The 23,866-nt window shown below is 42.2% G+C and carries 25 protein-coding genes, 1 rRNA gene, 1 other RNA gene, 1 pseudogene and 1 riboswitch; of the genes and pseudogenes, 10 read left to right on the forward strand and 18 right to left on the reverse strand.

Annotated elements, in window-relative coordinates:
• Nucleotides 1-205: 205 nt before the first annotated feature.
• The 8 genes from MUO15_RS13830 to tadA all read right to left on the reverse strand — a co-directional run bounded on the left by MUO15_RS13830 (nucleotide 206) and on the right by tadA (nucleotide 6,402).
• Nucleotides 206-1,772: ribosomal RNA gene (locus tag MUO15_RS13830) — 16S ribosomal RNA — on the reverse strand.
• Nucleotides 1,773-2,147: 375 nt separating this feature from the next.
• Nucleotides 2,148-2,411, reverse strand: a complete 264-nt coding sequence (locus tag MUO15_RS13835; RefSeq protein WP_245029996.1) for a pro-sigmaK processing inhibitor BofA family protein — start codon at nucleotides 2,409-2,411, stop codon at nucleotides 2,148-2,150.
• Nucleotides 2,412-2,484: 73 nt separating this feature from the next.
• Nucleotides 2,485-2,706, reverse strand: coding sequence for a YaaL family protein (locus tag MUO15_RS13840; protein WP_245036026.1), 222 nt, complete (start codon nucleotides 2,704-2,706; stop codon nucleotides 2,485-2,487).
• Nucleotides 2,707-2,714: 8 nt separating this feature from the next.
• Nucleotides 2,715-3,311: a recombination mediator RecR gene (recR, locus tag MUO15_RS13845; RefSeq protein WP_245029998.1), complete on the reverse strand. Its 597-nt coding sequence runs from the start codon at nucleotides 3,309-3,311 to the stop codon at nucleotides 2,715-2,717.
• A gap of 12 nt (nucleotides 3,312-3,323) precedes the next feature.
• Nucleotides 3,324-3,644: a YbaB/EbfC family nucleoid-associated protein gene (locus tag MUO15_RS13850; protein ID WP_244755423.1), complete on the reverse strand. Its 321-nt coding sequence runs from the start codon at nucleotides 3,642-3,644 to the stop codon at nucleotides 3,324-3,326.
• Nucleotides 3,645-3,670: 26 nt separating this feature from the next.
• Complete coding sequence (gene dnaX / locus MUO15_RS13855) at nucleotides 3,671-5,371, reverse strand: DNA polymerase III subunit gamma/tau (protein ID WP_245030000.1); 1,701 nt, start codon at nucleotides 5,369-5,371, stop codon at nucleotides 3,671-3,673.
• Between the two features lie 231 nt (nucleotides 5,372-5,602).
• Nucleotides 5,603-5,867, reverse strand: an RNA gene (gene ffs / locus MUO15_RS13860) — signal recognition particle sRNA large type.
• A 46-nt stretch (nucleotides 5,868-5,913) separates the two neighbouring features.
• Nucleotides 5,914-6,402 (reverse strand): tRNA adenosine(34) deaminase TadA, encoded by a 489-nt coding sequence (gene tadA / locus MUO15_RS13865; RefSeq protein ID WP_245030002.1) that lies wholly within the window; start codon nucleotides 6,400-6,402, stop codon nucleotides 5,914-5,916.
• A gap of 86 nt (nucleotides 6,403-6,488) precedes the next feature.
• On the opposite strand from tadA, the gene MUO15_RS13870 reads away from it, so the two are divergent.
• Complete coding sequence (locus tag MUO15_RS13870; protein ID WP_245030004.1) at nucleotides 6,489-7,778, forward strand: glycoside hydrolase family 18 protein; 1,290 nt, start codon at nucleotides 6,489-6,491, stop codon at nucleotides 7,776-7,778.
• Nucleotides 7,779-7,839: 61 nt separating this feature from the next.
• Here the strand turns inward: MUO15_RS13870 and MUO15_RS13875 are convergent, their stop codons facing one another.
• From MUO15_RS13875 to acsA, 5 genes and pseudogenes are all read right to left on the reverse strand, one after another.
• The gene (locus MUO15_RS13875; RefSeq protein WP_245030005.1) at nucleotides 7,840-8,607 is read right to left on the reverse strand and encodes a DUF3891 family protein; all 768 of its coding nucleotides are present in this window, start codon (nucleotides 8,605-8,607) and stop codon (nucleotides 7,840-7,842) included.
• 310 nt (nucleotides 8,608-8,917) lie between these two features.
• A complete protein-coding gene (locus MUO15_RS13880; protein ID WP_245030006.1) occupies nucleotides 8,918-9,430 on the reverse strand; it encodes a type 1 glutamine amidotransferase domain-containing protein in 513 nt (170 codons plus the stop codon).
• 85 nt (nucleotides 9,431-9,515) lie between these two features.
• Nucleotides 9,516-10,838, reverse strand: a complete 1,323-nt coding sequence (locus tag MUO15_RS13885) for a lysine N(6)-hydroxylase/L-ornithine N(5)-oxygenase family protein (protein WP_245030007.1) — start codon at nucleotides 10,836-10,838, stop codon at nucleotides 9,516-9,518.
• A 20-nt stretch (nucleotides 10,839-10,858) separates the two neighbouring features.
• A complete protein-coding gene (locus MUO15_RS13890; RefSeq protein WP_245030008.1) occupies nucleotides 10,859-12,196 on the reverse strand; it encodes a purine/pyrimidine permease in 1,338 nt (445 codons plus the stop codon).
• A gap of 124 nt (nucleotides 12,197-12,320) precedes the next feature.
• Nucleotides 12,321-14,029: pseudogene (acsA, locus tag MUO15_RS13895) on the reverse strand (acetate--CoA ligase).
• A 242-nt stretch (nucleotides 14,030-14,271) separates the two neighbouring features.
• Nucleotides 14,272-14,317: riboswitch (PreQ1 riboswitch) on the forward strand.
• 74 nt (nucleotides 14,318-14,391) lie between these two features.
• Here acsA and queF point away from each other — a divergent pair.
• Both queF and MUO15_RS13905 read left to right on the forward strand, forming a co-directional pair.
• Nucleotides 14,392-14,889, forward strand: coding sequence for a preQ(1) synthase (queF, locus tag MUO15_RS13900; protein ID WP_245030009.1), 498 nt, complete (start codon nucleotides 14,392-14,394; stop codon nucleotides 14,887-14,889).
• Between the two features lie 108 nt (nucleotides 14,890-14,997).
• Nucleotides 14,998-15,798 carry an AAC(3) family N-acetyltransferase gene (locus tag MUO15_RS13905; protein ID WP_245030010.1) on the forward strand — a complete coding sequence of 267 codons (801 nt, stop codon included), beginning with the start codon at nucleotides 14,998-15,000 and terminating at the stop codon, nucleotides 15,796-15,798.
• Nucleotides 15,799-15,836: 38 nt separating this feature from the next.
• Here MUO15_RS13905 and aldA read toward each other — a convergent pair whose 3' ends face one another.
• Nucleotides 15,837-17,288, reverse strand: a complete 1,452-nt coding sequence (gene aldA / locus MUO15_RS13910; RefSeq protein ID WP_245030011.1) for an aldehyde dehydrogenase — start codon at nucleotides 17,286-17,288, stop codon at nucleotides 15,837-15,839.
• 143 nt (nucleotides 17,289-17,431) lie between these two features.
• Between aldA and MUO15_RS13915 the strand changes: the two genes are divergently transcribed.
• On the forward strand, nucleotides 17,432-17,626 hold the full coding sequence (locus MUO15_RS13915) for a hypothetical protein (RefSeq protein ID WP_245030013.1): 195 nt from the start codon (nucleotides 17,432-17,434) through the stop codon (nucleotides 17,624-17,626).
• Here MUO15_RS13915 and MUO15_RS13920 read toward each other — a convergent pair.
• The 3 genes from MUO15_RS13920 to MUO15_RS13930 form a co-directional block, all read right to left on the reverse strand.
• Complete coding sequence (locus MUO15_RS13920; protein ID WP_245030015.1) at nucleotides 17,623-17,907, reverse strand: hypothetical protein; 285 nt, start codon at nucleotides 17,905-17,907, stop codon at nucleotides 17,623-17,625. The two genes, MUO15_RS13915 and MUO15_RS13920, sit on opposite strands and share 4 nt — an antisense overlap.
• Before the next feature lie 153 nt (nucleotides 17,908-18,060).
• A complete protein-coding gene (locus MUO15_RS13925) occupies nucleotides 18,061-18,171 on the reverse strand; it encodes a YjcZ family sporulation protein (RefSeq protein ID WP_244755409.1) in 111 nt (36 codons plus the stop codon).
• Nucleotides 18,172-18,279: 108 nt separating this feature from the next.
• Nucleotides 18,280-18,936, reverse strand: coding sequence for a M50 family metallopeptidase (locus MUO15_RS13930; RefSeq protein ID WP_245030017.1), 657 nt, complete (start codon nucleotides 18,934-18,936; stop codon nucleotides 18,280-18,282).
• Between the two features lie 122 nt (nucleotides 18,937-19,058).
• Between MUO15_RS13930 and modA the strand changes: the two genes are divergently transcribed.
• From modA to MUO15_RS13950, 4 genes are all read left to right on the forward strand, one after another.
• Nucleotides 19,059-19,835, forward strand: coding sequence for a molybdate ABC transporter substrate-binding protein (modA, locus tag MUO15_RS13935; protein WP_245030019.1), 777 nt, complete (start codon nucleotides 19,059-19,061; stop codon nucleotides 19,833-19,835).
• A 21-nt stretch (nucleotides 19,836-19,856) separates the two neighbouring features.
• Nucleotides 19,857-20,528: a molybdate ABC transporter permease subunit gene (modB, locus tag MUO15_RS13940; protein WP_245030032.1), complete on the forward strand. Its 672-nt coding sequence runs from the start codon at nucleotides 19,857-19,859 to the stop codon at nucleotides 20,526-20,528.
• A 14-nt stretch (nucleotides 20,529-20,542) separates the two neighbouring features.
• Nucleotides 20,543-21,172, forward strand: coding sequence for an ATP-binding cassette domain-containing protein (locus MUO15_RS13945; protein WP_245030033.1), 630 nt, complete (start codon nucleotides 20,543-20,545; stop codon nucleotides 21,170-21,172).
• 129 nt (nucleotides 21,173-21,301) lie between these two features.
• Nucleotides 21,302-21,490: a hypothetical protein gene (locus MUO15_RS13950; protein ID WP_245030035.1), complete on the forward strand. Its 189-nt coding sequence runs from the start codon at nucleotides 21,302-21,304 to the stop codon at nucleotides 21,488-21,490.
• An 83-nt stretch (nucleotides 21,491-21,573) separates the two neighbouring features.
• Here MUO15_RS13950 and MUO15_RS13955 read toward each other — a convergent pair whose 3' ends face one another.
• Entirely contained in the window at nucleotides 21,574-22,386 is an 813-nt protein-coding gene (locus MUO15_RS13955; RefSeq protein WP_245030037.1) for an N-acetylmuramoyl-L-alanine amidase family protein, read from the reverse strand.
• Nucleotides 22,387-22,627: 241 nt separating this feature from the next.
• Here MUO15_RS13955 and MUO15_RS13960 point away from each other — a divergent pair, with 241 nt between their 5' ends.
• Both MUO15_RS13960 and MUO15_RS13965 read left to right on the forward strand, forming a co-directional pair.
• On the forward strand, nucleotides 22,628-22,975 hold the full coding sequence (locus tag MUO15_RS13960; protein ID WP_245030039.1) for a helix-turn-helix domain-containing protein: 348 nt from the start codon (nucleotides 22,628-22,630) through the stop codon (nucleotides 22,973-22,975).
• A gap of 127 nt (nucleotides 22,976-23,102) precedes the next feature.
• Nucleotides 23,103-23,645, forward strand: a complete 543-nt coding sequence (locus tag MUO15_RS13965; RefSeq protein WP_245030040.1) for an ImmA/IrrE family metallo-endopeptidase — start codon at nucleotides 23,103-23,105, stop codon at nucleotides 23,643-23,645.
• The last annotated feature ends 221 nt before the right edge of the window (nucleotides 23,646-23,866 follow it).

Genomic DNA, 23,866 nt, shown 5'->3' on the forward strand with positions numbered 1-23,866 from the left:
TGATGTTTGATGTCTTGTCATCCCGTGTCGTCCTCTATCAAAAGAAGATCGCCACGTTCTGATTAATCTTATCCAGTTTTCAAGGTTCACATTGAAAGATCGTTTGATCTCTCAAAACTGAACAACCAACCATGTACGTCTTCCGTATGCGGCAGCTTCCCGGTGTTCTCGTAAGAGAAAGGGGTTGCCTTGCATAGTTCCTTAGAAAGGAGGTGATCCAGCCGCACCTTCCGATACGGCTACCTTGTTACGACTTCACCCCAATCATTGGCCCCACCTTCGGCGGCTGGCTCCAAAAAGGTTACCTCACCGACTTCGGGTGTTGCCAACTCTCGTGGTGTGACGGGCGGTGTGTACAAGGCCCGGGAACGTATTCACCGCGGCATGCTGATCCGCGATTACTAGCGATTCCGGCTTCATGCAGGCGAGTTGCAGCCTGCAATCCGAACTGAGAATGGTTTTATGGGATTTGCTACACCTCGCGGCTTCGCTGCCCTTTGTACCATCCATTGTAGCACGTGTGTAGCCCAGGTCATAAGGGGCATGATGATTTGACGTCATCCCCGCCTTCCTCCGGTTTGTCACCGGCAGTCACCTTAGAGTGCCCAACTTAATGCTGGCAACTAAGATTAGGGGTTGCGCTCGTTGCGGGACTTAACCCAACATCTCACGACACGAGCTGACGACAACCATGCACCACCTGTCACTTGGTCCCCGAAGGGAAGACCCTATCTCTAGGGCGGTCCAAGGATGTCAAGACCTGGTAAGGTTCTTCGCGTTGCTTCGAATTAAACCACATGCTCCACCGCTTGTGCGGGCCCCCGTCAATTCCTTTGAGTTTCAGCCTTGCGGCCGTACTCCCCAGGCGGAGTGCTTAATGCGTTAACTTCAGCACTAAGGGGTGGAAGCCCCCTAACACCTAGCACTCATCGTTTACGGCGTGGACTACCAGGGTATCTAATCCTGTTTGCTACCCACGCTTTCGCACCTCAGCGTCAGAGACAGACCAGAGAGTCGCCTTCGCCACTGGTGTTCCTCCACATATCTACGCATTTCACCGCTACACGTGGAATTCCACTCTCCTCTTCTGTCCTCAAGTTCCCCAGTTTCCAATGACCCTCCACGGTTGAGCCGTGGGCTTTCACATCAGACTTAAGGAACCGCCTGCGCGCGCTTTACGCCCAATAATTCCGGACAACGCTTGCCCCCTACGTATTACCGCGGCTGCTGGCACGTAGTTAGCCGGGGCTTCCTCGTTAGGTACCGTCAAGGTACCGCCCTGTTCGAACGGTACTTGTTCTTCCCTAACAACAGAACTTTACGATCCGAAGACCTTCATCGTTCACGCGGCGTTGCTCCGTCAGACTTTCGTCCATTGCGGAAGATTCCCTACTGCTGCCTCCCGTAGGAGTCTGGGCCGTGTCTCAGTCCCAGTGTGGCCGATCACCCTCTCAGGTCGGCTACGCATCGTTGCCTTGGTGAGCCGTTACCTCACCAACTAGCTAATGCGCCGCGGGCCCATCTGTAAGTGATAGCCAGAAGCCATCTTTTACCTTCCCCTCATGCGAGAGAAAGGATTACCCGGCATTAGCCCCGGTTTCCCGGAGTTATTCCGATCTTACAGGCAGGTTGCCCACGTGTTACTCACCCGTCCGCCGCTCATTCCACAAGCGTCACCCCCGAAGGGGATCTGCTTGCTTCCTGCGCTCGACTTGCATGTATTAGGCACGCCGCCAGCGTTCGTCCTGAGCCAGGATCAAACTCTCCATAAAAGTTGAGAATGACTTGCTCATTTGCACACCGAATGTGCTTGTTTGAATTCTCTCTATATAATAGAAAGAATGAATTGACGTACTGGTTGGTTCGTTCAGTTTTCAAAGATCAAAAGATTGCTTACCGCTTCAAAACAGCGACTTAATAAATATATCATGGTGAGCAAGTTAAGTCAATAACTTTTTTCATGATGATTTGTCGAAGCTTTCAGTCTGTCACCGTCTCTTAAAGCGACAAATAACAATATATCACGTGAAATATTACATTGCAATAGTTTTCAAAGAAAAAGATGAAAAATCACTTGATCGTTTAAAGTGAGGCTACCCACATAAAAAGAAACGGGAAGAGAACTGCTTCTCTTCCCGTTTCTATAACTATAACACCCACAAATGAATAGCTGTTAATGAAAGAACGCCAGGTATCCCTAATATCGCGGAAGCAACAGCTGTAAACCCATTAATAGGAACGTGTAAACCGAACTGTGCTCCAAATAAGTTAACGAAGAATAATAGAACAACAGCAATGACTACTCTCATCAACGCCTGTCCGATCCATTTGATCGGCGATGCAGGCAAACCAACTATTAATAACAACGGAATAGCTAAGGCTAATATCAGAATGACAAACACCGGATCCATAAAAAAACCCCCTCTGAGAAAAATGCTTGTTTAAAACAAGCTATGATTCCCCACAGGAGGTTATACCTTTATTTCATGACAGAGCATTTAAATTTCGGTGCCTTGCCTCTCTCAACATATAAAAATATTTTGCTTTTGCTAGTGATAAGTCTAGCAACCCTTCTTCACTGGGCTCAATACTATGTTTGATAATGTTGTCCAAGGTTTCCCACTCATATTTTAATTTCTGAATATCTGTAAGTAATTGCTGATCTATTTCTTTTCTCTTTGTTTTCTTTTTATTAAAAATGATCATCACCCACTTTACAGTTCTCTTCGACCTTCAAGTGCTTTCGATAAGGTGACTTCATCAGCATACTCTAAATCTCCGCCTACTGGCAGACCATGGGCAATTCTTGTTATGCGAATACCCGACGGCTTGACAAGCCTTGAGATATACATCGCTGTGGCTTCCCCTTCAATGTTTGGATTCGTTGCCAAAATTAACTCCTCTACGCCCTCATCCTTCAGGCGGTTAATAAGGCTTTCCACATTAATATCCTCCGGGCCGATCCCATCCATTGGAGAAATCGCACCGTGAAGGACATGATATTTTCCGCTAAACTCCTTCATCTTCTCCATAGCGATGACGTCTTTTGGATCTTGGACAACACATATAACGGATTTATCACGAGATTCATCCTGGCATATTGTACAAGGATCATTGTCCGTGATTTGTCCGCAAATAGAGCAATGGGTGAGTTCTCGTTTTGCACTAACAAGCGATTTTGCAAAATCTAAAACGTCATCCTCTTCCATTTCAAGGACGAAAAAAGCCAGACGGACGGCCGTCTTTGGGCCGATCCCTGGCAACTTCGTGAAACTGTCGATCAGTTTAGATATCGGTTCCGGATAGTACATGGAAAATTCCCCCTAAAACATTCCTCCGCCAGGCATACCTTTCGTAAACTCTCCCATAGTATCGTTAGTTTTATCTTCCACTTGTTTAAGTACGTCGTTTGTTGCTGCAATAATTAAGTCCTGGAGCATTTCTACGTCATCAGGATCGACAACTTCCTCATTAATCTCAACATCTGTTACTTCCTTTTTCCCGTTAGCTACGACTTTAACCATACCGCCGCCTGCTGTTGCTTCAAAAGTCATTTCATGAAGCTCCTCTTGAGCCTTCATCATTTTCTTTTGCATTTTTTGCATTTGTTTCATCATATTGTTCATATTTCCTCCACCACGCATGGTAATTCCTCCTTTAATCTATCCTATTAATCATGAATTTCGATGATATCATCGCCCGCAAGTTTCCTTGCTTCTGAGATGAGCGGGTCGTCCCCGCCTTTTTCTGCAGGTTCTTCCCCGTCCTCATCACTACCCTTTTGTTTTCTTACATATTCCTCACGCAGTTCTTTCCAATTTGCTTGAGGAATCGGAATAATGGCGAGTGGCTTTCCTGTAAATTCTGTCAGCAATGGTTCAATCGTTTTTTGATGCTCCAGTGCTAAAGAACAATGGATATCATAACGAAAGGCTAAAACCAAAGCTTTCGGTGATGCCGCACTTGGTTTACTGTTTAATAAAGTGGCATGAGCTGGTGCATTGGTTTGCTTCAGTCTTTCCATAAAATTCGCCCACTGCCCCTGTACTTGCTTCAGCTCCTCTTTAGATGCCTCACTAAGTACAATACGAATACGGTCATATGGTACATTATAACCGTTTCTGCCCGATCTTGCAGGGGTTCGCTTTTGAACTTTAGGAGCTTGCTCTCCCTGATTAGATGCTGCAGGCGGATTCGCTTTCAACTGAGCCAATTCTCTTTCCATTTGCTCAAGCTTCTGAGTTAGCTGGTTTATTGCTTTAGAATCAACAGAACCTGGTGCAGCTTCTTGTGTGTCTACAATGTTAAGCAAAGCAATTTCAATAAATACTTTCGGACTCGTCGTCCACTTCATTTCCTGTTGGCACTTGTTCAACTCCCGAATCGTACGTTGAATCCAATTGGCATTCAACTCCTCGGACAAATGACGAAAGAAGTCATCAGGGATAGCACGTTCTAAGTTGTGTTGCAGATCAGGGGCACTTTGGAATAGAAGAACATCCCTCAAGTAGTAGATTAAATCAAAAACAAAGCGACCTGGATCCTTCCCTTGCTGAATCAAGTCATCGACAGCTTCAAGTGCTTCTTTTACTTCTTGTTGATGAAGCGCTCGAATCACTTCGGCTAATTTCCCCTGTGAAACAGACCCCGTCACAGCAAGTACATCTTCTGTCGTGACTTCCTCCTCACTATAGGAAATGGCTTGATCAAGTAAACTAAGCGCATCCCTCATCCCACCCTCAGCTGTTAATGCGACGATTTCGAGGGCCTCCTGGGCAATACTTAACTGCTCGGCGGACGTGATTTTCTCCATCCGTTCAACCATGGCCTGCTGTGTAATTCTCTTAAAGTCGAAACGTTGACATCTCGAAATAATCGTTAAAGGGATCTTATGGGGTTCTGTCGTTGCCAAAATAAAAATGACATGCTGAGGAGGTTCTTCTAATGTTTTCAAAAGAGCATTGAATGCGCCCATTGAAAGCATGTGAACCTCATCGATAATATACACTTTATACGAAACAGCACTTGGTGCATATTTGACCTTATCACGAATTTCGCGGATTTGCTCTACACCGTTGTTTGAGGCTGCATCGATTTCAATGACATCTGAAATTGACCCATCTTGTATACCAAGACAGGCTGAGCATTCATTACATGGTTCTTTCACTGGAGCATGTTCACAGTTAACGGCTTTAGCAAAAATCTTTGCAGCACTTGTCTTCCCCGTTCCGCGCGGCCCAGAAAATAAGTACGCATGGGAAAACTTGTCCTGCTCTATTGCATTTTGCAGTGTGCGTGTAATATGAGTTTGTCCAACAACATCCTCAAAGTTTCTAGGGCGCCAGACGCGATATAGTGCCTGATAGCTCATACAACCGTTCTCCCTTTTTAGTCTCTCCTTCATTATACCCGAATATAGGATGTAATGTGAACCTTCCAATTACACATCAAACCCAGCGATTTTTAACATGACTAAGCTTAATACAAAAAGCGCCCGCTCCCAAAACAGATATCGGAACGTAAAAAAATTCATACTTCTTTTTATAGAAAAAAGAGCCGTTATGACAAGATCACAACGACTCCGTTCTTTAAGCATATGTAACCGTGCACCCGCCTTCGATAGAACGACCCCAAGCGTTACTCATGTTCATGGCTCGACCCAGGCGATCCCGCGGCACACGAGAGAGTCAGCTTACTGCTGCTTCCTTCCGGATCTGACAGGGTTCACTGGTTCTCGTTGCGCAGGACCTGAGTGTCAACACCACTCCCATAAGGCTGCCTTGAGATCGAACTACCTCGGGCGGGAGTTCGGCCTCGCTATAGCGGATTGCGAGTACAGGGCACCGCTACCTCCCCGCTTAGCACGGTATTTTCAAGTATAGCGACTTTTATAATAAAATGCAATGGAAAAAATCAACTTAATTTGTCCGAGCCCCTGTCACGCTTCTTTTTATCCCGAAGTTCTCTAAAAAAATTCTTTAGTATTCCTCCGCAATCGTCTTCTAAAATCCCACCCAATACCTTTGCCTGATGATTAAAACGATCTTCCTCAAGTAGATTCATTAAAGTTCCCGCACAGCCTGCTTTAGGATCGGATGCACCAAAGACGACTCGCGGAACTCTGGATTGAACGATTGCCCCCGCACACATCGGGCAGGGCTCTAAGGTGACATAGAGGGTGCAATTCTCAAGGCGCCAGCTCCCTATCACCTGATTTGCTTTTTCAATCGCAATAAATTCCGCATGCGAAGAGGCTAGTTGTGATGTTTCACGTTGATTAAACCCCATAGAGATCACTTCATCTTGATATACAATCACTGCCCCGATAGGTACCTCACCGATCTCTTTTGCTTGAAGGGCTTGTTGCAGGGCTAATTGCATATAATATTCATCTTTATCCATGGCTACCTCTCCATTCATCATAATGTAAGAATAAAATGATCCATCCCCTACATACATTGATAATAGCCGAGGAAGGAGTGTATGTAGTGCAAATTCATGTAGTAACATCAGGTGACACTGTCTATTCTATTGCTGCCCAATACGGAAGTACCCCCAGTGCAATTATCGAGACAAACGAGCTAGAAACACCGGGAAATCTTGTCGTGGGGCAGGCCATTGTCATCCCAGGTCAGGGTCAATTTTATTTTGTCCAGCAAGGAGATAGTTTATATGAGATTGCTAATCAATTTGGGACAACTATAGAGACACTCATTCAAGTAAACCAATTGCAGCCTAACCAAATCTTGCCGATTGGTTATCGTCTTTACATCCCACAGGCCCCCTCTATGGAGATTACGACAAATGCGTACATTGAACCAACTGGTGGACAGGTATCGGACGTATTGCGAAGTTCGGCCGAGCAACGAGCGCCTTTGCTAAGCTATTTAGCACCTTTTAGTTATGAAATACAGGAAGACGGCTCACTCAACGCTCCGCCACTAGATAACTTCAAGGCGATTGCTGAAGCGAATAATGCCTCTTTAATGATGGTCGTAACCAATTTAGCCGAGCAAGGGTTCAGCCAGGAATTAGGACGGACGATTTTGACGAATGAGCAGCTGCAAAACACATTGCTAGATAATATTGTTCAAACCGCCCATTCAGTAGGATTTCAAGATGTTCATTTTGACCTGGAATTTCTCCCCCCTGAGACGAGGGAAAATTACAATCAGTTTTTAAGAAAAGCAAAGCAAAGGTTCACGAATGAAGGGCTTCTTCTTTCTACAGCCCTAGCACCAAAGACTAGCGCAGAGCAGGAGGGCGCCTGGTATGAGGCACATGATTATCAAGCACATGGGGAGATTGTTGACTTCGTTGTGTTAATGACATATGAATGGGGATACAGCGGCGGTCCAGCAAGGGCGGTTTCGCCAATTGGACCAGTCACAGAGGTCGTTAATTATGCTCTATCTGTTATGCCTGCCGATAAAATTCTACTCGGGCAAAATTTATACGGATATGATTGGACGCTGCCTTATGAGCCTGGAGGCGAAATTGCCGATGCCGTCAGCCCTCAACAAGCGATTCAGATTGCTCGGGAAAATAATGTGGCCATTTCCTATAGCGAAGAAGCTCAGGCTCCTTTCTTCAATTATACTGATGCTTCAGGAAATCGACATGAAGTTTGGTTTGAAGATGCCCGCTCCATCCAGGCAAAATTCGATCTCATCAAGCGATTGAACTTAAAAGGAATTAGCTACTGGAAGCTCGGTTTATCTTTTCCACAAAACTGGATCTTATTAGGCAGCCAATTTACCATTGCAAAGAACCAGTAACCGTGTACCTGCTTCAGACAGCCATTATCATCACTCATGGCTGTCTGCCACGGTTCACAATTTACTCCCCTTGTATGAAGGTAACCGTTCGTTCCCTCAATTCAGCTTGTGAGAAAGCATCCGCAAGACCAATTTGTTCCACTTCACTGCATGAGACAGTGCGATAAGGGATCGTCACTTCAAAAGATGATTCAAAAGGAAACGGATCTAAAGACACATGTTCCGTGTCCACCCAATAAGGCATCACACCACCCGGAGCGACATCAAACCGCTGACTAAAGCCCTCTCTAAACCAGGCCATCTCGTTCTCTTTTGCCACACCTGGCTCCTGCATACAAACATAGAGTGACAAATCATCACAGAACTGGAGCCGTTCAAAATGGGTATGGTACAAATCTTTAGGCACCTCCATCTTCATCTCTTCAGCCAGATTCACGCGACGCTTTTCCTCGCCTTCTATAAAAGAAACAATACGGTCATCTTCACTATCTTTTGAGAAAAAGGATTGATAATGTAAGCTGCACAACATTCCACCATATTTCGATTCCTCAGACACCTCTTTGATCCCCCGTTGATAAGCAGCCAACTTTTCTTCTAGCGGGTAATCAATAAATGTGTAAGGACGCTGCTTCTCTTTATTCCATGAGGGTTTATCGTCTAATGGAATCCACGCCCGATCATGCTGCCCCACAGCCCAGTCTGCTTCTTCCCTAAGCTTTGAGCGTAATAAAAACTTTTGCTTCCACTGTATCGCTAATTTACCCGAGAGTAATGCATGGTCATGTTGCTTTATCATGAGAAATTGATCCCCTTGTTGCTGAACAATCATATAATTCCCTCCTGTATGTATGAACATATATACTGTATCGTGGTGAGAATGAGACTTGAGGTGATAAATGATGGAATTTAAAGCAGAGTCAGTTATTCCTTTAATCCTTGTCTTGCCCTTGCCCTGCGTGTACCTTTAAACCTATGGAAATTACATACTCCCATTATAGTTCAATCATAGTTTCAACTGCAAAAAACGAAACGGGACTTCGAGAAACTTTAGGAAAAAGTGCCCGCATGCAAATATGTAAGATAGTAAAAAGCCACGAAGGGTAATTCTTCGTGGCTCCTTACTTATTTGAAAAATCTATTTACTTTAAAAGTTTACTGGCTTCATGGTTAAATGCAGGAATATCATCAGGCTGACGACTTGTTACAAGTTGATCCTGACAAACTACTACTTCTTGATCTTTATAATCAACACCTGCATATTCCATATCGACAGCGATTGATTTAAAGCCTGTCGCCGTGCGCCCCTCCAAAGCTCTTGCTGTAATTAACAGCTGAGGACCATGACAAATCGCAAAGACAGGTTTCTTTTCATCCATGAAATGTTTTGTGAATTTAACGAACTTTTCGTCACCACGAAGTTGGTCAGGTGAGAAACCACCAGGGATGAATAGGGCATCAAAATCACCAGGCTTCACGTCATCGATAGAAGCATCAATCTGAACGGTTGCTTCACCTTGCTTACCTGTCACTTCTTTACCAGCTTCCCATTCGATCGTTGTTACATCGTGACCTTCTTTTGCAAAAGCATCTGCAGGCTGCGTGTACTCTACATCTTCAAACATTGACGTTATGACACATGCAATCTTACTCATATCGAAATCACTCCTTGAATGTTTTTAGTAATGTAGTCACAACTTCTATGTTCCCGCTGCTTTACTAAAATAAACAAAGAATGTATCAATCATCCTTGAACCTTTTCATCGAAAAGGTTTGAAACGTGGAGTTTTGCTGATTTTTATAAATGGTTTTTCCAGCAATCGTGTTAATAATATGAACGTTTCGGTGCACAGCCAAACCTAGGTTAGTAGCTCCTGCCCCGTGGGAGTGGGTTAAATTAGTCAACGTAAAGAAATGGTGATCACGCTGATCTAAAAACTCAAGTTGGTAATCCCTCGTTACACGATAATGCTTTTCATCCTCCCATTTAATTTTCTGTTTAAATCGATCCATAAACCAATCCGGAATATGCGGCTTATAACCTGTTGCCAAAATGACCTTATCTGTATGATACCGATAATCGATTTTTTCCTGCCACTGGTTGCATTGAAGCTCATATCCACCTTTTTCGGATGGATGAATCGACTTCACTTCTGTCATCGGATTAATCAGTACATAGTCCTTTTCTCCACCAGCTGTCTTATGATAAAGATCCGTATAAAGTCGAGTCAAGGTATCTGGATCAATTCCTTTTCTTAATGCTCCAAGGGATTCGAGATTCTCCAAACGCTGCTGATAGCTTAAGGAATGGAAATAATCCACATAGGCGGGTGTAAAAACCTCTTGTGCGAACTTTGCTTGGTCCAACTGAAATAACCCGCCTGTTCTAGTGAGCAGGCTGAGCTTCATGTCGTTGCGCCTTTGTTCTTCTAACAAATCTAAAAACACTTCAATTGCACTCTGACCAGAACCCACCACGGTCACGTGCTTAGATTTAAGCAGGTTTTCCTTTTCATAGAGATAGCGGCTGGTATGCAGTACGTCACCTTCAGGGAGACCATCCATCCCATCGATAATTAAAGGTTCGTTCCCAGTCCCCATCACCACATGCTTAGCTAAATAATGATGGTGCTTCCCTGTTTCCGTCTCTAAAGCAACCACCTCATAATGGGGCACTTCTGCTTCGTACTTGTCAATGACATCAACAATAGTGTGGCCGAAATGCAGCCCAACCAATTTTTTTGCTGCCCATTGCAAGTAATCATTGTATTCCTGACGAGGTACCTTTGTTTGGTTATGGAAAAAGAATGGGAACATCCGATCTTGTTCATATAAATAATTCATAAAGGTATATGGACTTTTTGGATCAGCAAAAGTAGCTAAATCGGCTAAGAACGGCACTTGAAGATCCATCTTCTCGATCAACATTCCTGGGTGCCAGGCAAATGATGGAGATTTTTCGAAAAAAGCGCCATTTAGTTCCGTCTTTTCAAGTAAAGCAGCTAACCCCATATTATACGGGCCAATCCCAATGCCTATCACATCATAAATTTGTTTTGTCATACGTAACACTTCCTTATCAATCATGCATTTTTGCGCTTTTGACCCTCAGGTGATTCTCTCCATAATTGTTCCAAAACAATAACAAGCACAGTGCCGACAAGCAAACCATTGCTTACAAGGTTTTGTATAATGGAGGGAATCCCTTGAAAGACCTCAGAAGGGATAAACATTAAACCAATTCCCACTAAAAAGGATATACATAGTATTGTTAATCGCCGCTCATTTAACTCTTCCCTCATCATATTCGATAAACCAAGCCCCATTAACTGTACAAACGTAGCTAGTAAGGCCGCATTGGCAATCGGTGCAGGTATAGCTGATATAAAAGCAACGATTGGTGGAAAAAAAGCAACCACAACAAGTAATAGTGAAGCATACAAAAATGGTTGTTTCCTTTTTTGACCTGTTAGGTTTATAAAACCAGAAGAGGAAGCTAGAGACACATTCGAAATCGTGGAAAACATAGTTGAAATCACATGGGTCACTCCAAGAAAGCTGCTGCCCCTGTTCAATTGGTTATATGTATAAGATGGCTTACCATGTATGGACTGGCTGACAGCAACAACAGATGCTACAATATTCGACAATAAAATTACCGCGGTAATAAACGCCAAAGGAATGACACTCCAATTAAAAGAAGGCTTCCCCCACGCCCATAACTCAGGCAGAGCAAATAGAACGGGGGCAGGATTAGAACCAGCTGCTTTAGAACCAATCAATATGGCATACAGCCCCCAGCCTGCAACAATTCCTAAGAGTACCGCATAACTTTTTAACCAGCCTTTCCCGAAAAAGGAGAGACCGATGACTAAGAAAAATGTTAAAAAGGCCAAAATGGTTTTATCAACATGGATAGCTTCGATTTGCTGCTGGACTCCTAACATGCCCTTAAGAAAGGTCCCACTCAACTGTACCGTTAATAAAAATAAAAAAGCTCCTGTAACAAAAGGAGTAAATACAAACAGGACACGATGAGCGAGACGGAAAACACCGAATAACAACAGGAAAATCCCTGTCCAAATCATCGCCGCTTCAAGTGTTTGCAATGTTTCCGTATAGCTTTTCCCCGCTGCCACCTCTGAATAGGCCATAACAGTAAAAATGCTAATCCAAATTCCAGCAGGTCCTTCCATAATCGGTAAGCGGTGACCGAATAAACCTTGTAAAAAAGAAGTAATGCCGACAACGAAAAAAGTTCGCTGCATCAAGCCGGCGACTTCCGTGAAATTCAGTTGAAATACAGAGCCGATAACGATAGGCAGCGCAACAGCACTTGCTAACAAAAATACAAACCATTGCACTGTTTCCAACGTTACACCTGATAATGATGATCTTGTATCGTATTTATTACCTGCCATCTAACATCCACCTGCAACTTTTCCACACATGAACATGTGTTCATCATTTGTCTCCACTTGTTTCACGTGGAACATATTCATTATAGACAAAGAGAGCGCACAGTCTCAAGCTGTGCGCCGACTCTTATTCCTCTAATGTTGAAGTATCTCCCGTCGGTAACCCTAGTTCCCATGATTTCAATAATCTTCGCATAATCTTACCACTGCGCGTTTTTGGAATAGTGTCTGTGATCTCAATTTCCCTTGGGGCCGCGTGAGCACTGAGGCCTGTTTTAACAAACTGACGAATATCTTCAAGCAATTCATCTGATTTCTGATAACCTTCCCTCAGCGTGATAAAAGCTTTAATGATTTCACCACGTTCTGGATCCGGCTTACCAATAACTCCTGCCTCAGCTACCGCTTCATGTTCAATCAGCTTACTTTCTACTTCAAAAGGACCGACCCTTTCACCCGATGTATTGATGACATCATCCAATCGACCTTGGAACCAGAAATAGCCATCTTCATCTTTGTAGGCGCTGTCTCCAGAAACATACCAGCCATTAACAAAATAACTCTCATATTTACCTGGATTATTCCAAACTGCCCGCATCATGGATGGCCAGCCCTCTTTAATCGCCAAGTTTCCCATTTGATTAGCAGGAAGTTCATTTCCTTCATTATCAACAATCGATGCTTCTACACCTGGAAGTGGCTGTCCCATAGAGCCAGGACGCATTTCCAACGTTGGATAGTTACAAATAAGCATGGCGCCTGTTTCTGTCATCCACCATGTATCGTGAATACGCAAATTGAAGGCCTCTAATCCCCAAGCAATGACCTCAGGGTTTAATGGTTCCCCGACACTAAGAATATGACGCAGGGAAGAAAGGTCATGTTTTTTAGCCGTCTCCGCCCCAGCGCTTAACAGTTTACGAAACGCTGTCGGCGCCGAATACCAAACCGAAACATTCTGATCCGCGATGGTACCATACCAATCATCAGGGCTGAATCGCCCTCCGCGAATCACATTCGTTACCCCGTTCAGCCACGGAGCGAAGATACCGTAACTCGTACCTGTTACCCAGCCTGGATCAGCTGTACACCAATAGATATCCTCATCCTTCAGGTCAAGAACCCATCTACCTGTTTGATAATGCTGCAGCATTGCGTTGTGAACATGATAGACACCTTTAGGCTTCCCTGTTGAGCCTGAAGTGTAATGAAGCAGCATTCCATCTTCTAGATCTACCCATTCAATCTCAAACTGTTCCGAAGCACTCTTCATTTCCTCCTCAAAACTAATATGTGAACCTGATCCGTCCCCCCAACGAGAACAATCTTCTCAAGATCGGGAAGGTCTTCGAGAGGAACACGCTCTAGCAATTCCGGGGTCGTTACTAACATTTTTGCTTCACTATCTTCCAGACGATCCCGAACAGCCTGCTCCATGAAAGCTTCAAAAAGAGGTCCGGCAATAGCGCCTGTTTTCAGAATACCAAGGAATGCTGCATAAAATTCTGGGCTCCTATGCATGAATAAGAAGACCCTGTCACCTTTTTCAATCTCATGCTTTTTCAACACATTAGCGAACTGATTACTCTTCAGCTTTAATTCTTCAAAAGTTAATTTCTCTTCTCGGTCAGGCGAAGTATAAATAAGTGCTGCCTGATTCTTTTTTGCTGGATTTTCTGCATGCTTATCAATCGTTTCATAAGCAATATTAACTTTTCCAGTTTTACTCCATGTAAAATTCTCTTTTACTTCATCCCAATTAAAATTCTTGTACGTATCCTGATAGTTTTGTAGGTTGTGTTCTCCAGATCTTGCCGGAATTTGTTTCATGTCCATAAAAATCACCTCATTAGAATGAATTTTTTTGCAAACGGTTTCCTTTTCCCTTTTTAATAAAGCCCTGAAACATTATATAAACAGAGCCATTATTTTCTAAAAATTTCGTGAATTACTTTTATTCTAGATGAAACGATTACATTTTTAAAGTAATATGCACGACATTTACAAAATTAGGATTTAATCTTTTTCTTACATTGACAATCACCCCTACCCTATATATAATGATGAAGCATTTCAGAGTAGAAGAGGTTCTTAGCAGCACCCTCTATAAAAAACTAAGGATGAAGCGATTAAACGCCGCTCCCTTAGAGGAGCGGCTTTTTTTATATAAATCAACAATTGGAAGAGGTGCATTTCATATGACCGGCCGTAACGATGAAAACTTAACAGACTTATCATTGTTAGGTAACCAAGGAACTGCTTATTCATTTGAATACAACAAAGAAGTCTTAGAAACGTTTGATAATCAACATCCGAATCGCGATTATTTTGTAAAATTTAATTGTCCGGAATTTACCACTCTATGTCCGAAAACCGGGCAGCCTGACTTTGCAACCATTTACATTAGCTATATTCCTAATATCAAAATGGTAGAAAGTAAGTCTCTTAAGCTATATTTATTCAGTTTTAGAAATCATGGGGACTTTCACGAAGACAGTGTAAATACGATTATGAATGACCTAATTGAGCTGATGGAGCCACGTTACATTGAGGTATGGGGTAAATTCACACCTCGAGGCGGCATATCTATTGACCCCTTTTGCAACTACGGAAAACCTGACACGAAATTTGAGCAAATGGCGACACACCGTTTAATGAATCATGACCTTTACCCTGAAAAAATAGATAATAGATAGAAAATGATCCGTATCTGAAGTGTAGATACCTATTTAAAATAAGGAAGGGAGCCTGCTTGGGTAGGCTCCCTTTTTCTGTATAATAGTAAATAAAGAGGAGGGAATAGAATGAGCGAACAAGAAACGATCAACCAAACAAATAAATTGAATACTATACACACTTTAATAGACGATCTAAACAATCTGGGTGTAAAAAAAGGGGACACCTTGCTCGTTCATGCCTCAATGAAATCATTAGGTTGGGTAAGCGGTGGGCCACAAGCTGTCTTGGAAGCTTTGATGGAAACGGTGACCGAGGAAGGAACGATCATCTTTCAAACTCATTCACCAACACTCTCTGACCCCATCGAATGGGAGAATCCACCTGTACCTATTGAATGGCATGAAACAATTAGGAGAACGATGCCCGCCTTCGATATCAAAAAAACACCAGTAACCTTCCTAGGTATCCTCTCTGAATTATTTAGGAGTTACCCTAATGTTCATCGTAGTGACCACCCAGCTTTTTCTATATCTGCTTGGGGGAAAAATGCAGAAGAGTTCACCTCTGACCATTCTCTTGCATTTTCACTAAATGACGATTCCCCATTAGGTAAATCCTATGAAGCGGAGGCTCAGATCCTGTTACTAGGAGTAAATTATGATTCAAATACAAGCTTCCACTTATCGGAATACAGGAGCAAGACGTGTAAAGTAGTGACTAGAGGTGCCCCGCTCCTTGTAAACGGGGAGCGGCAATGGGCTACATACAAGGATATTGAAATGAATGAAGAACGATTTAATGCAATTGGCAAAGATTATGAAGCTTCCTACCATGTCATAAAAGGATATGTAGGCCAAGCCCAATGTCGGCTGTTTTCTATGACAGAGTCCGTGGACTTCGCCACACAATGGTTGAAAAATAAATAAAAAGAAGTTCCTCGGGAGTGAGGAGGAACTTCTTTTTCTTATTGCTTATCATTCTTATATTGCATATAGACCACTTGGGTGACAAGGAAATCTTCCATGCCATGTTTGCCGTCAGCACCGCCCAGTCCGGATTTACGCATACCGGCATGATAACCTTGAACAGCTTCAAAGTTTTCACGGTTTACATACGTTTCACCGAACCTTAATTCATTAACGACTCGCATCGCTTCATTCATATCTTCAGTATAAACAGATGAGGATAATCCAAATTCGGTATCATTCCCTTTTTCAATGGCCTCACCTAACGTGTTGAACGTAGCAATTGGGATCACTGGTCCAAAAATTTCTTCCTGCATAATCGTTGAATCGTGATCTACATCGGTCAAAATCGTTGGTTTATAGAAGAAACCTTGATCTTGATCGGCACGTTCACCACCAATAACTATGTTGGCGCCATCTACTTTTGCATCTTTGACCATCGTAGCAACAGATTCTAGACGATCCTCGCTTACAAGTGGACCTACATCAGCTTGTTTATTTTCACGCGGATTACCTATAGTTGTTTTTTCAAAGGATTTCTTAAGCTTATCGATCAGCTCATCTGCTACGCTCTCATGAACGTACACACGCTCAGCGTTCGTGCAAGCCTGTCCATTGTTAGCTAACCTTGATGTTGTAATACTCTCAGCCGCCACATCTAAGTCCGCATTTTTAGTGACAATGGCAGGCGCCTTACCTCCTAATTCTAAATTGACCTTTGTAATATTCTGTGCAGCTGCTTCCATCACTTTCGTCCCAGCTGGTACACTTCCCGTCATCGTTACCATCTGTACTTTTTCATGCTTAGCCAATGCATTGCCTATCTCAGAGCCTGTTCCTGTAACCAGATTGTATACGCCCTTAGGGATCTCATCCATTTCAGCGATAATTTTAGTGAACTCCATCGCCGTGTTTGGGGTTTGTTGACTTGGCTTTAATACAATTGTACAGCCAGTAACGAGTGCTGTAGCAACTTTCCTAGCTAAAATAAACACGGGGAAGTTCCACGGTACGATGCCAGCAACGACTCCAATCGGCTTTTTGTATATATAGATATTCTCATTTGCCCGGTCACTCGGTACAATTTCCCCTTCGATACGGCGTGCCCACTCAGACATGTACCTAAAGTAATCAATAGCAAGTTCGACTTCACCCGTTGCTAACTGATAATCTTTCCCCTGTTCTTCTTGAAGTAATTCGATGAACGTATCTTTCTTTTCTTCTATTTTGTCCCCCAGCTGACGAACTATTTTCCCTCGTTCTATATTAGGTGTTAGTTCCCAGTTTCCTTGAGCTCGAGCAGCTGCTTCCACAGCGCGGTTTACGTCCTCAGGTGTACCTTTTGGTGTTTTAGAAATAACTTCTTCTGTAGCAGGATTAACGATATCTATCCATTCATTTCCTGTTGATTCTGTATATTCACCATCAATATAAAGGCGATGTGTTTTCATAGTAGAGCCTGCCTCCTTTTAATGATTCTATAACTGCCATTCCTGTTTAGCCTCACTCTTAAACTTAAAGAGCTCATCCATTCGCGAGCTATAAAAAATTCGTTATAATTAGGGAGAGTAAATTAGAAAGGACAGAAATAACTATGAAAAAAGAGAACCAAATGTTTATCATTCTTGGAACTATTGGATTATTGTCCATACTGATTGCAGGTGTACTTTTCTTTACGATAAAAGATCCAATGATTCCCGTTGTCATTCTTGCCTCAGGCATTCTGCTCATCATCGGGGGAAGAGCTGATCAAAAAGAACGTATAAAAAAAAGAAAAAGGACCTCTTAGAATCCTTTTTCTCTCTCTTCTCCATAATTTCGCCATTCTAAGATATATCCCTTTACTTGCTTAACGTCACCTTCCTCTTCTTTTTGATTGGCGATAAAATGGGGGTGGTCGCTGTTAAGTTTGTACCTCAACGACTCAGGATCTAAGTATAACTTGTACTCTAAGTCTGTCATTTTATGAAGGGAGATGTTAGCAACGGTTGATTGATTTTGTTTCTCATCGATAAGTAAAATGTCAATCTGTTCATAGCCATGAGTCACCAAATGTTCCTTTAAATCCATATACAATTCCTCCAAAAGTCTGATAGTTGATCTGTTTTTCCTATACCCTTTTCCATATAGTTAAAACTTAATTTTACAGGGAGTAAGCCTTGGTAAGTTTAGCCCAAGTCATATGTATAAAAGCGAGGGCTCGCCCTCGCCTTTCATTAGAGATTAATAACCTCCACCGTAGCCGCCGTAGCCGCCGTAAGAGGCACCGATAATAATTAAAAGAATAAACAACACAACTAGTAGCGCAAAGCCGCCGCCGTATCCTCCGCTCATGTCATTCCCCCCTCTCATCACTTACTTTATTACCTTATGCCAAGATAATGGAGGGGTAAGGGCGAATGCGGAGTTCTTCTTTTTTTCTTAAATAAATGTACAAAATCTCTAAAGAACAAACACTTTCTTTAATGCCAACCAAGCCAAATATAAGGATTGTGCAAAAAAGAATATTCCCCAAATTGGCGAAGGGATAAATTTAACAGCCTGTGCAAGGTTCGCAGCATCACCAGCCGCACCTGGGGAAACAAAACTGACCCTCATAACCGTGAAAGCACTCATTACAGCTTCCACAAGGACGAGAGAGGCTACAAAAATAAGTACATATTGAACAATCGACTGCTGACCACTTTTAAGTAGATAAATAAAACCAGCTCCGAATGTAATCAGCCAGAAAATACCGTAGAAATTTCTCACCCAGAACAAAAGATTTATAGCTAAAAACCCCATCAAAATGAAAATCATTATCTGGTAATGCCCTTTAACAATCAGATGGAAAAATAACAACCCAGTTAATGATGAAAACAAGTAACCAGAAAGGCTTGTTACTACGTGGCTAAACCACGAGGTGTGTCCCGTCATCGTGACTCCTGATGTGTTTGGGAATAATGAAACATTTCTAACCTCTCCTCCAGTAAGTAAAGCCATAAGAGAATGTCCACTTTCGTGTATCATCGTGTTAATCATAGCAAAGTACTTCCCGATAATCGGTGCTTGGGTCAACAATAAAGCCAAAATGAGACTAATAATAATTTGAACTTTCATAACTGCCCCTTTCTATATAACCCATCGTTTCGTCCACGACCATTGATCCTTATTTTTATTTTACTTAAAATTATTCAATCCGTATAATCAAAAGTAATAACGACACATAGGAGCATAGCAATATGCACAAAAAAGCGACGATCTTAATCATTGGACTTGTTCTATTATTCCTAGCGGGCTGTAGTGACCCATCGAATGAAGAAAGCTCAACCAAAAAACTAACCATTTCGGCAGCATCCAGCTTAACTGAAGCTATGCAAGAAATAAAAGAGTCTTACGAAAGTCGACATAGTGAGATCTCCCTTACACTTAATTTTGCAGGCTCTGGTAAATTGTCACAACAGATTCAACAAGGGGCTCCCGTTGATGTTTTCTTATCGGCAAACCAACAATGGATGGACACACTCGAACAGGAACAACTCATTCTAAAGGAAACAAGAATGAACTTCACAGGGAATTCAATCGTCTTAATTGCAGACCAAGACCGCGATTTCGATTTTAATTCTTTTGCGGATATCAAGCTTTCTGGTCAGGAACAACTGGCCTTAGGTGATCCAGCAAGTGTCCCAGCTGGCATGTACGCGAAAGAAACCTTACAATCTGTGAAAAAATGGGGCAGTCTGAAAGATCAGATGGTCTATGCGCGAAATGTACGACAAGTACTTACATATGTAGAATCAGGTAATGCAGCACTAGGTATTGTTTATGCAAGTGATGCCCTAATATCTGATCAAATAAAAGTATTAGCAAAAGCAGAAGCAAGCATGCACCGCCCTATCATTTACCCAGCAGCCGTCACAGCAGATAGCTCGGCTAAGGTAGAAGCTAAAAAATTTCTAGATTATTTAAATACGGAAGAAGCTCAAAACATTTTACAATCATACGGTTTTGAGAAATAACGGAGAATGGAAGGAATCATCATGAGTAACTCCCCCCTCTTTTTATCATTAAAGATTGCTACAATCGCAACATTGGTTGTTTTTATACTAGGCATTGTTTTCGCCCGTCTGATCACAAGAAAAAAATTTCCTGGGAAAAGTATTGTTGAGTCCGTGATTTTGCTCCCGCTTGTCCTTCCGCCTACCGTTGTTGGGTTTGGCCTTCTTTATCTATTTGGGAAAAATGGACCGTTAGGCGAATTTTTACTTCAATCCTTTAACATCCAGGTCGTTTTTTCTTGGATCGGTGCTGTTATTGCAGCAATCGTGGTATCATTCCCATTAATGTATCAAAGCGCATCTGCAGCTTTCCAAAACTATGATCAAAATATTGAGAATGCAGCGCTAACCATGGGTGCCTCCAAGTGGAAGGTCTTCTTCACCATTTCTTTCCCGTTAGCTTGGCCCGGGCTTTTGGCAGGCTTAGTCCTTACTTTCGCACGTGCTCTTGGTGAATTTGGTGCCACACTTATGATAGCTGGCTATATCCCAGGGGAAACCAACACAATTCCTCTAGCTATCTACTTTGCGGTGGAAGCAGGTAGAATGGAGCAAGCTCGCTTTTGGGTACTAATTATTGTTGCTCTTGGGTTCAGTTCAATACTCTGGCTGAATTGGTGGAGCAAGCGAAATATTTTAAAGTTTAACCAATAAATGGAGGCACCTTTATGCTATCGGTAACGATGAAGAAAAAACTGGCCAACTTTACTCTCGATGTATCCTTACAGGTGCGTAATGAGACCGTCGTTTTGTTTGGCCCATCTGGCTCCGGCAAAACCACTATCCTCAACTGTATCGCTGGACTAACTCACCCCGATGAAGGGAAAATAAAGCTTAATGATCAGACACTTTTTCATACGAAAAGTAAACCTATTCCCGTGCGAAAGCGTAAAATTGGCTACTTGTTCCAGGATTATGCCCTCTTTCCGCACATGACTGTTTATAAGAATATTACATATGGCGCAACTGACCCAGAGCTCGTTAATAAACTTGCAGATGTTGTCGGCATAAAACATTTGCTTAATAAATACCCACGACAAATATCCGGAGGCGAAAAACAACGGACAGCACTAGCACGTGCATTAGCTACCCAGCCTAATCTTCTCCTTCTAGATGAACCATTCTCATCACTTGATCAAGAGACAAAAGAACAATGTCACCAGGAGCTCTTACGCCTTCGTGAATTATGGCAAATTCCAATTATCCTAGTCACACATGATAAGGAAGAGGCAAGAAAATTAGCTGACCGAATCTTGCCTATAAAAGGCGGCCGCCTCTCTTTTCACACAAATGAATAGAAGTTGTTCCTGTCTATCAATTGGATGTATGGTTGAAACACTTGGAATTATTAGGTAGAATCCATTATGTGAAACCCATTTCTTATTTCCTGTCATATTCGCACTGGTTGTAGGGAGGTTTTTAAAACGATGAAAAAGACCCCTAAGTATGTAAAGTATGGCTTGCGCTTACTCCTTATCGCTTTCCTATCAGCGATGATTGTAACAGGATTAATTATCGCCTATTTGTTTATTGCTGACATATTTTACGAAGAGCAAAGTAATCAGCCGATAATTAGGACAGTTCAGAGCAAGGCATTGCCGTTAACGACTTTCTAATAGGATTAAGTTTTGAAAAGTGAAAGATACTCTCTTGGCTCTGAAAATAAATGAACCCGGAGCAAACTCCGGGTTCTACTTATTTACACTACGCGGACATACGTCTCATTAGCTGTTACATAATAAACTGCCCCTTTTGAATTTTCTACCTTATATTGAGGGAAACCATCTACGATCACTCGGTCCAGAATGTTTGGAAAGCCATAACCATACTGCAAATATCCAGCAACGGCTGAATCTGACCAAGAAGGTTGATTATAAAAACGCAAATCCCCTTGATAGATCGATTCTACTCTTCGACCAATATACCCGGGAACATAGTTGACCCCAAAGTAATCACAAATCCCCTTAGCATGTTCGATCGCGACTTCTCTTTGAAACTCTGGATCAATCATTAAAAGCGCCTCATCAGGATGATCCATAAAGCCATTTTCAGTTAGCACAGCAATCATAGCCGTTTCACGCAATACGTGAAAGTTTGCCTCTTTTACTCCACGAAAGTCTTGTTGAGTACCTTCTCTCAAATACTTTGCAATATTATTCGCTAATACCCCTGCCTGGCGGTTTAGGTGGCCAGGGTAAACGTAAAGTTCAATTCCACTTGGGTTTGAACCCTCAAAGCTCCCGTCAAACGCATTATAATGAACAGAAATATAAGCAGCTGCCCCTGCGTCATTGGCACGGCTTGTCCTAGCTGAAAGTGACGTATCATCGTCCGTAGGAGCCACTAACAGTGTATCAAAGCCACTTCGTTGTAACTCCTCATCTAAGAACGATACAACAGCCTGATTAAATTCATTCTCTTTAATTGAGCGCCCTAGACTATCAATATAGGGAGTGCGTTTCCCTGGTGTTTCCATGCCATGTCCATCATCAAGTGCGATTAAATTAGCCATATTAAGAATCTCTCCTTTTAAGATATATTCCAAAAATTTTAGGAACGGACTACCGTATGAACAATGTCATTCATACAACCATGGTTTTGCGCGTAACGCGTAACGCTTAATTGTTATTATAATTACACGTATTGTGTAAGTCAACCCGTTTATAAACATTTCGCACAATATATTTCACGAAACGTGGAATTAGTAGTATAATATTAATAGATTAAAATAAGATGATATGAGGATGAATGGTATGGGTTCATTAGGTGGAAGATTAAGAAAAGCCCGTGAAAACAAAGGTTGGTCACAAACTCTAGTCTGTGAAAAATTAGGGATCTCAAATTCGAGGCTATCAGGTTACGAAAGAAATTACAGAGAACCAGACACAAAGATGCTATCAACACTTGCCACACTCTACGCTGTATCCATTGACTGGCTGATGGGAATGACAGAAGAGTCAGCAAGAGGAGAATCAGAAAATGAGTTTGAGTCATTTATTAGTGATCCCGATCTACAGCGCTGGTATGCTGATCTCCCTAAATCAAGTGAAGAGGATTTAAAAAAACTAAGAAAGATGTGGGAAATTATAAAGAGTGAATAAAATCCTACAAAAGTAGAGTAGAAGTAATATAGGATCTATTTTATGATTGGTAATAGGATTAAGCCTGAGCATGAGGGCTTTTCTTTTTACTCGTTTGTCGAACATATGTTCTAAAGAGGTGAATTTTATGTATCATTACACACCACTTGAAAGCTACATAAGGGAGTTTCTTTTATCTCTATCTATACGAACACCACATCAACTAACCATCGATCACATTATTGAAAGACTGAACATTCAGGTTTACTATTGGGACGATAAAAGTGAAGCAATGATCTATAAGGGTAAAAAACGGATTTTTATTAATAAGCTGTTGTCTAGAGAGGAACGTTGGCAGATCTTTGCACATGAACTGTGCCATATCATGATGCATCACGGCAGCCAATTTAATATGCCCGAGTCATTTCTTGCCTATCAAGAATGGAAAGCTGAGAACTATGCTCTACATTTATGTGTGCCTACCTTCATGCTACTTCAAATGGAGCTTCCTTTTAGAAAATCTGAAGCCATCTATGCAGTGTCATCAACTTTTGGGGTCACACCACAATTTGCTTCCCGAAGATTACAACATTTAGAAAACCAATACATTGCTTCAATGTTTGATCAAAAATTACTACGAAAACTACATGGCATTACTAATGTTAGTGAGGATTACGGTGATTATTCCTAAATACTTCTCCATATAAAAAAACCTTGGTAATCACCAAGGATTAATATTTTTAAAAAACACACTCGGCAAGACTCGAACCTGCGATAAACTGAAGTTCTATCCAAAAGAAACCATAACACCTACCTGAATAATTGGTTTTCCTACTATTGTAAAAGTTGGTGCGATAATGAATGAGATGTCTTTGCAGAGTCGCTGTCGCAAGAGGAGGCAAGACCCAATCC

The organism is Halobacillus amylolyticus, assembly GCF_022921115.1.
GTDB lineage: Bacteria > Bacillota > Bacilli > Bacillales > Halobacillaceae > Halobacillus_A > Halobacillus_A amylolyticus.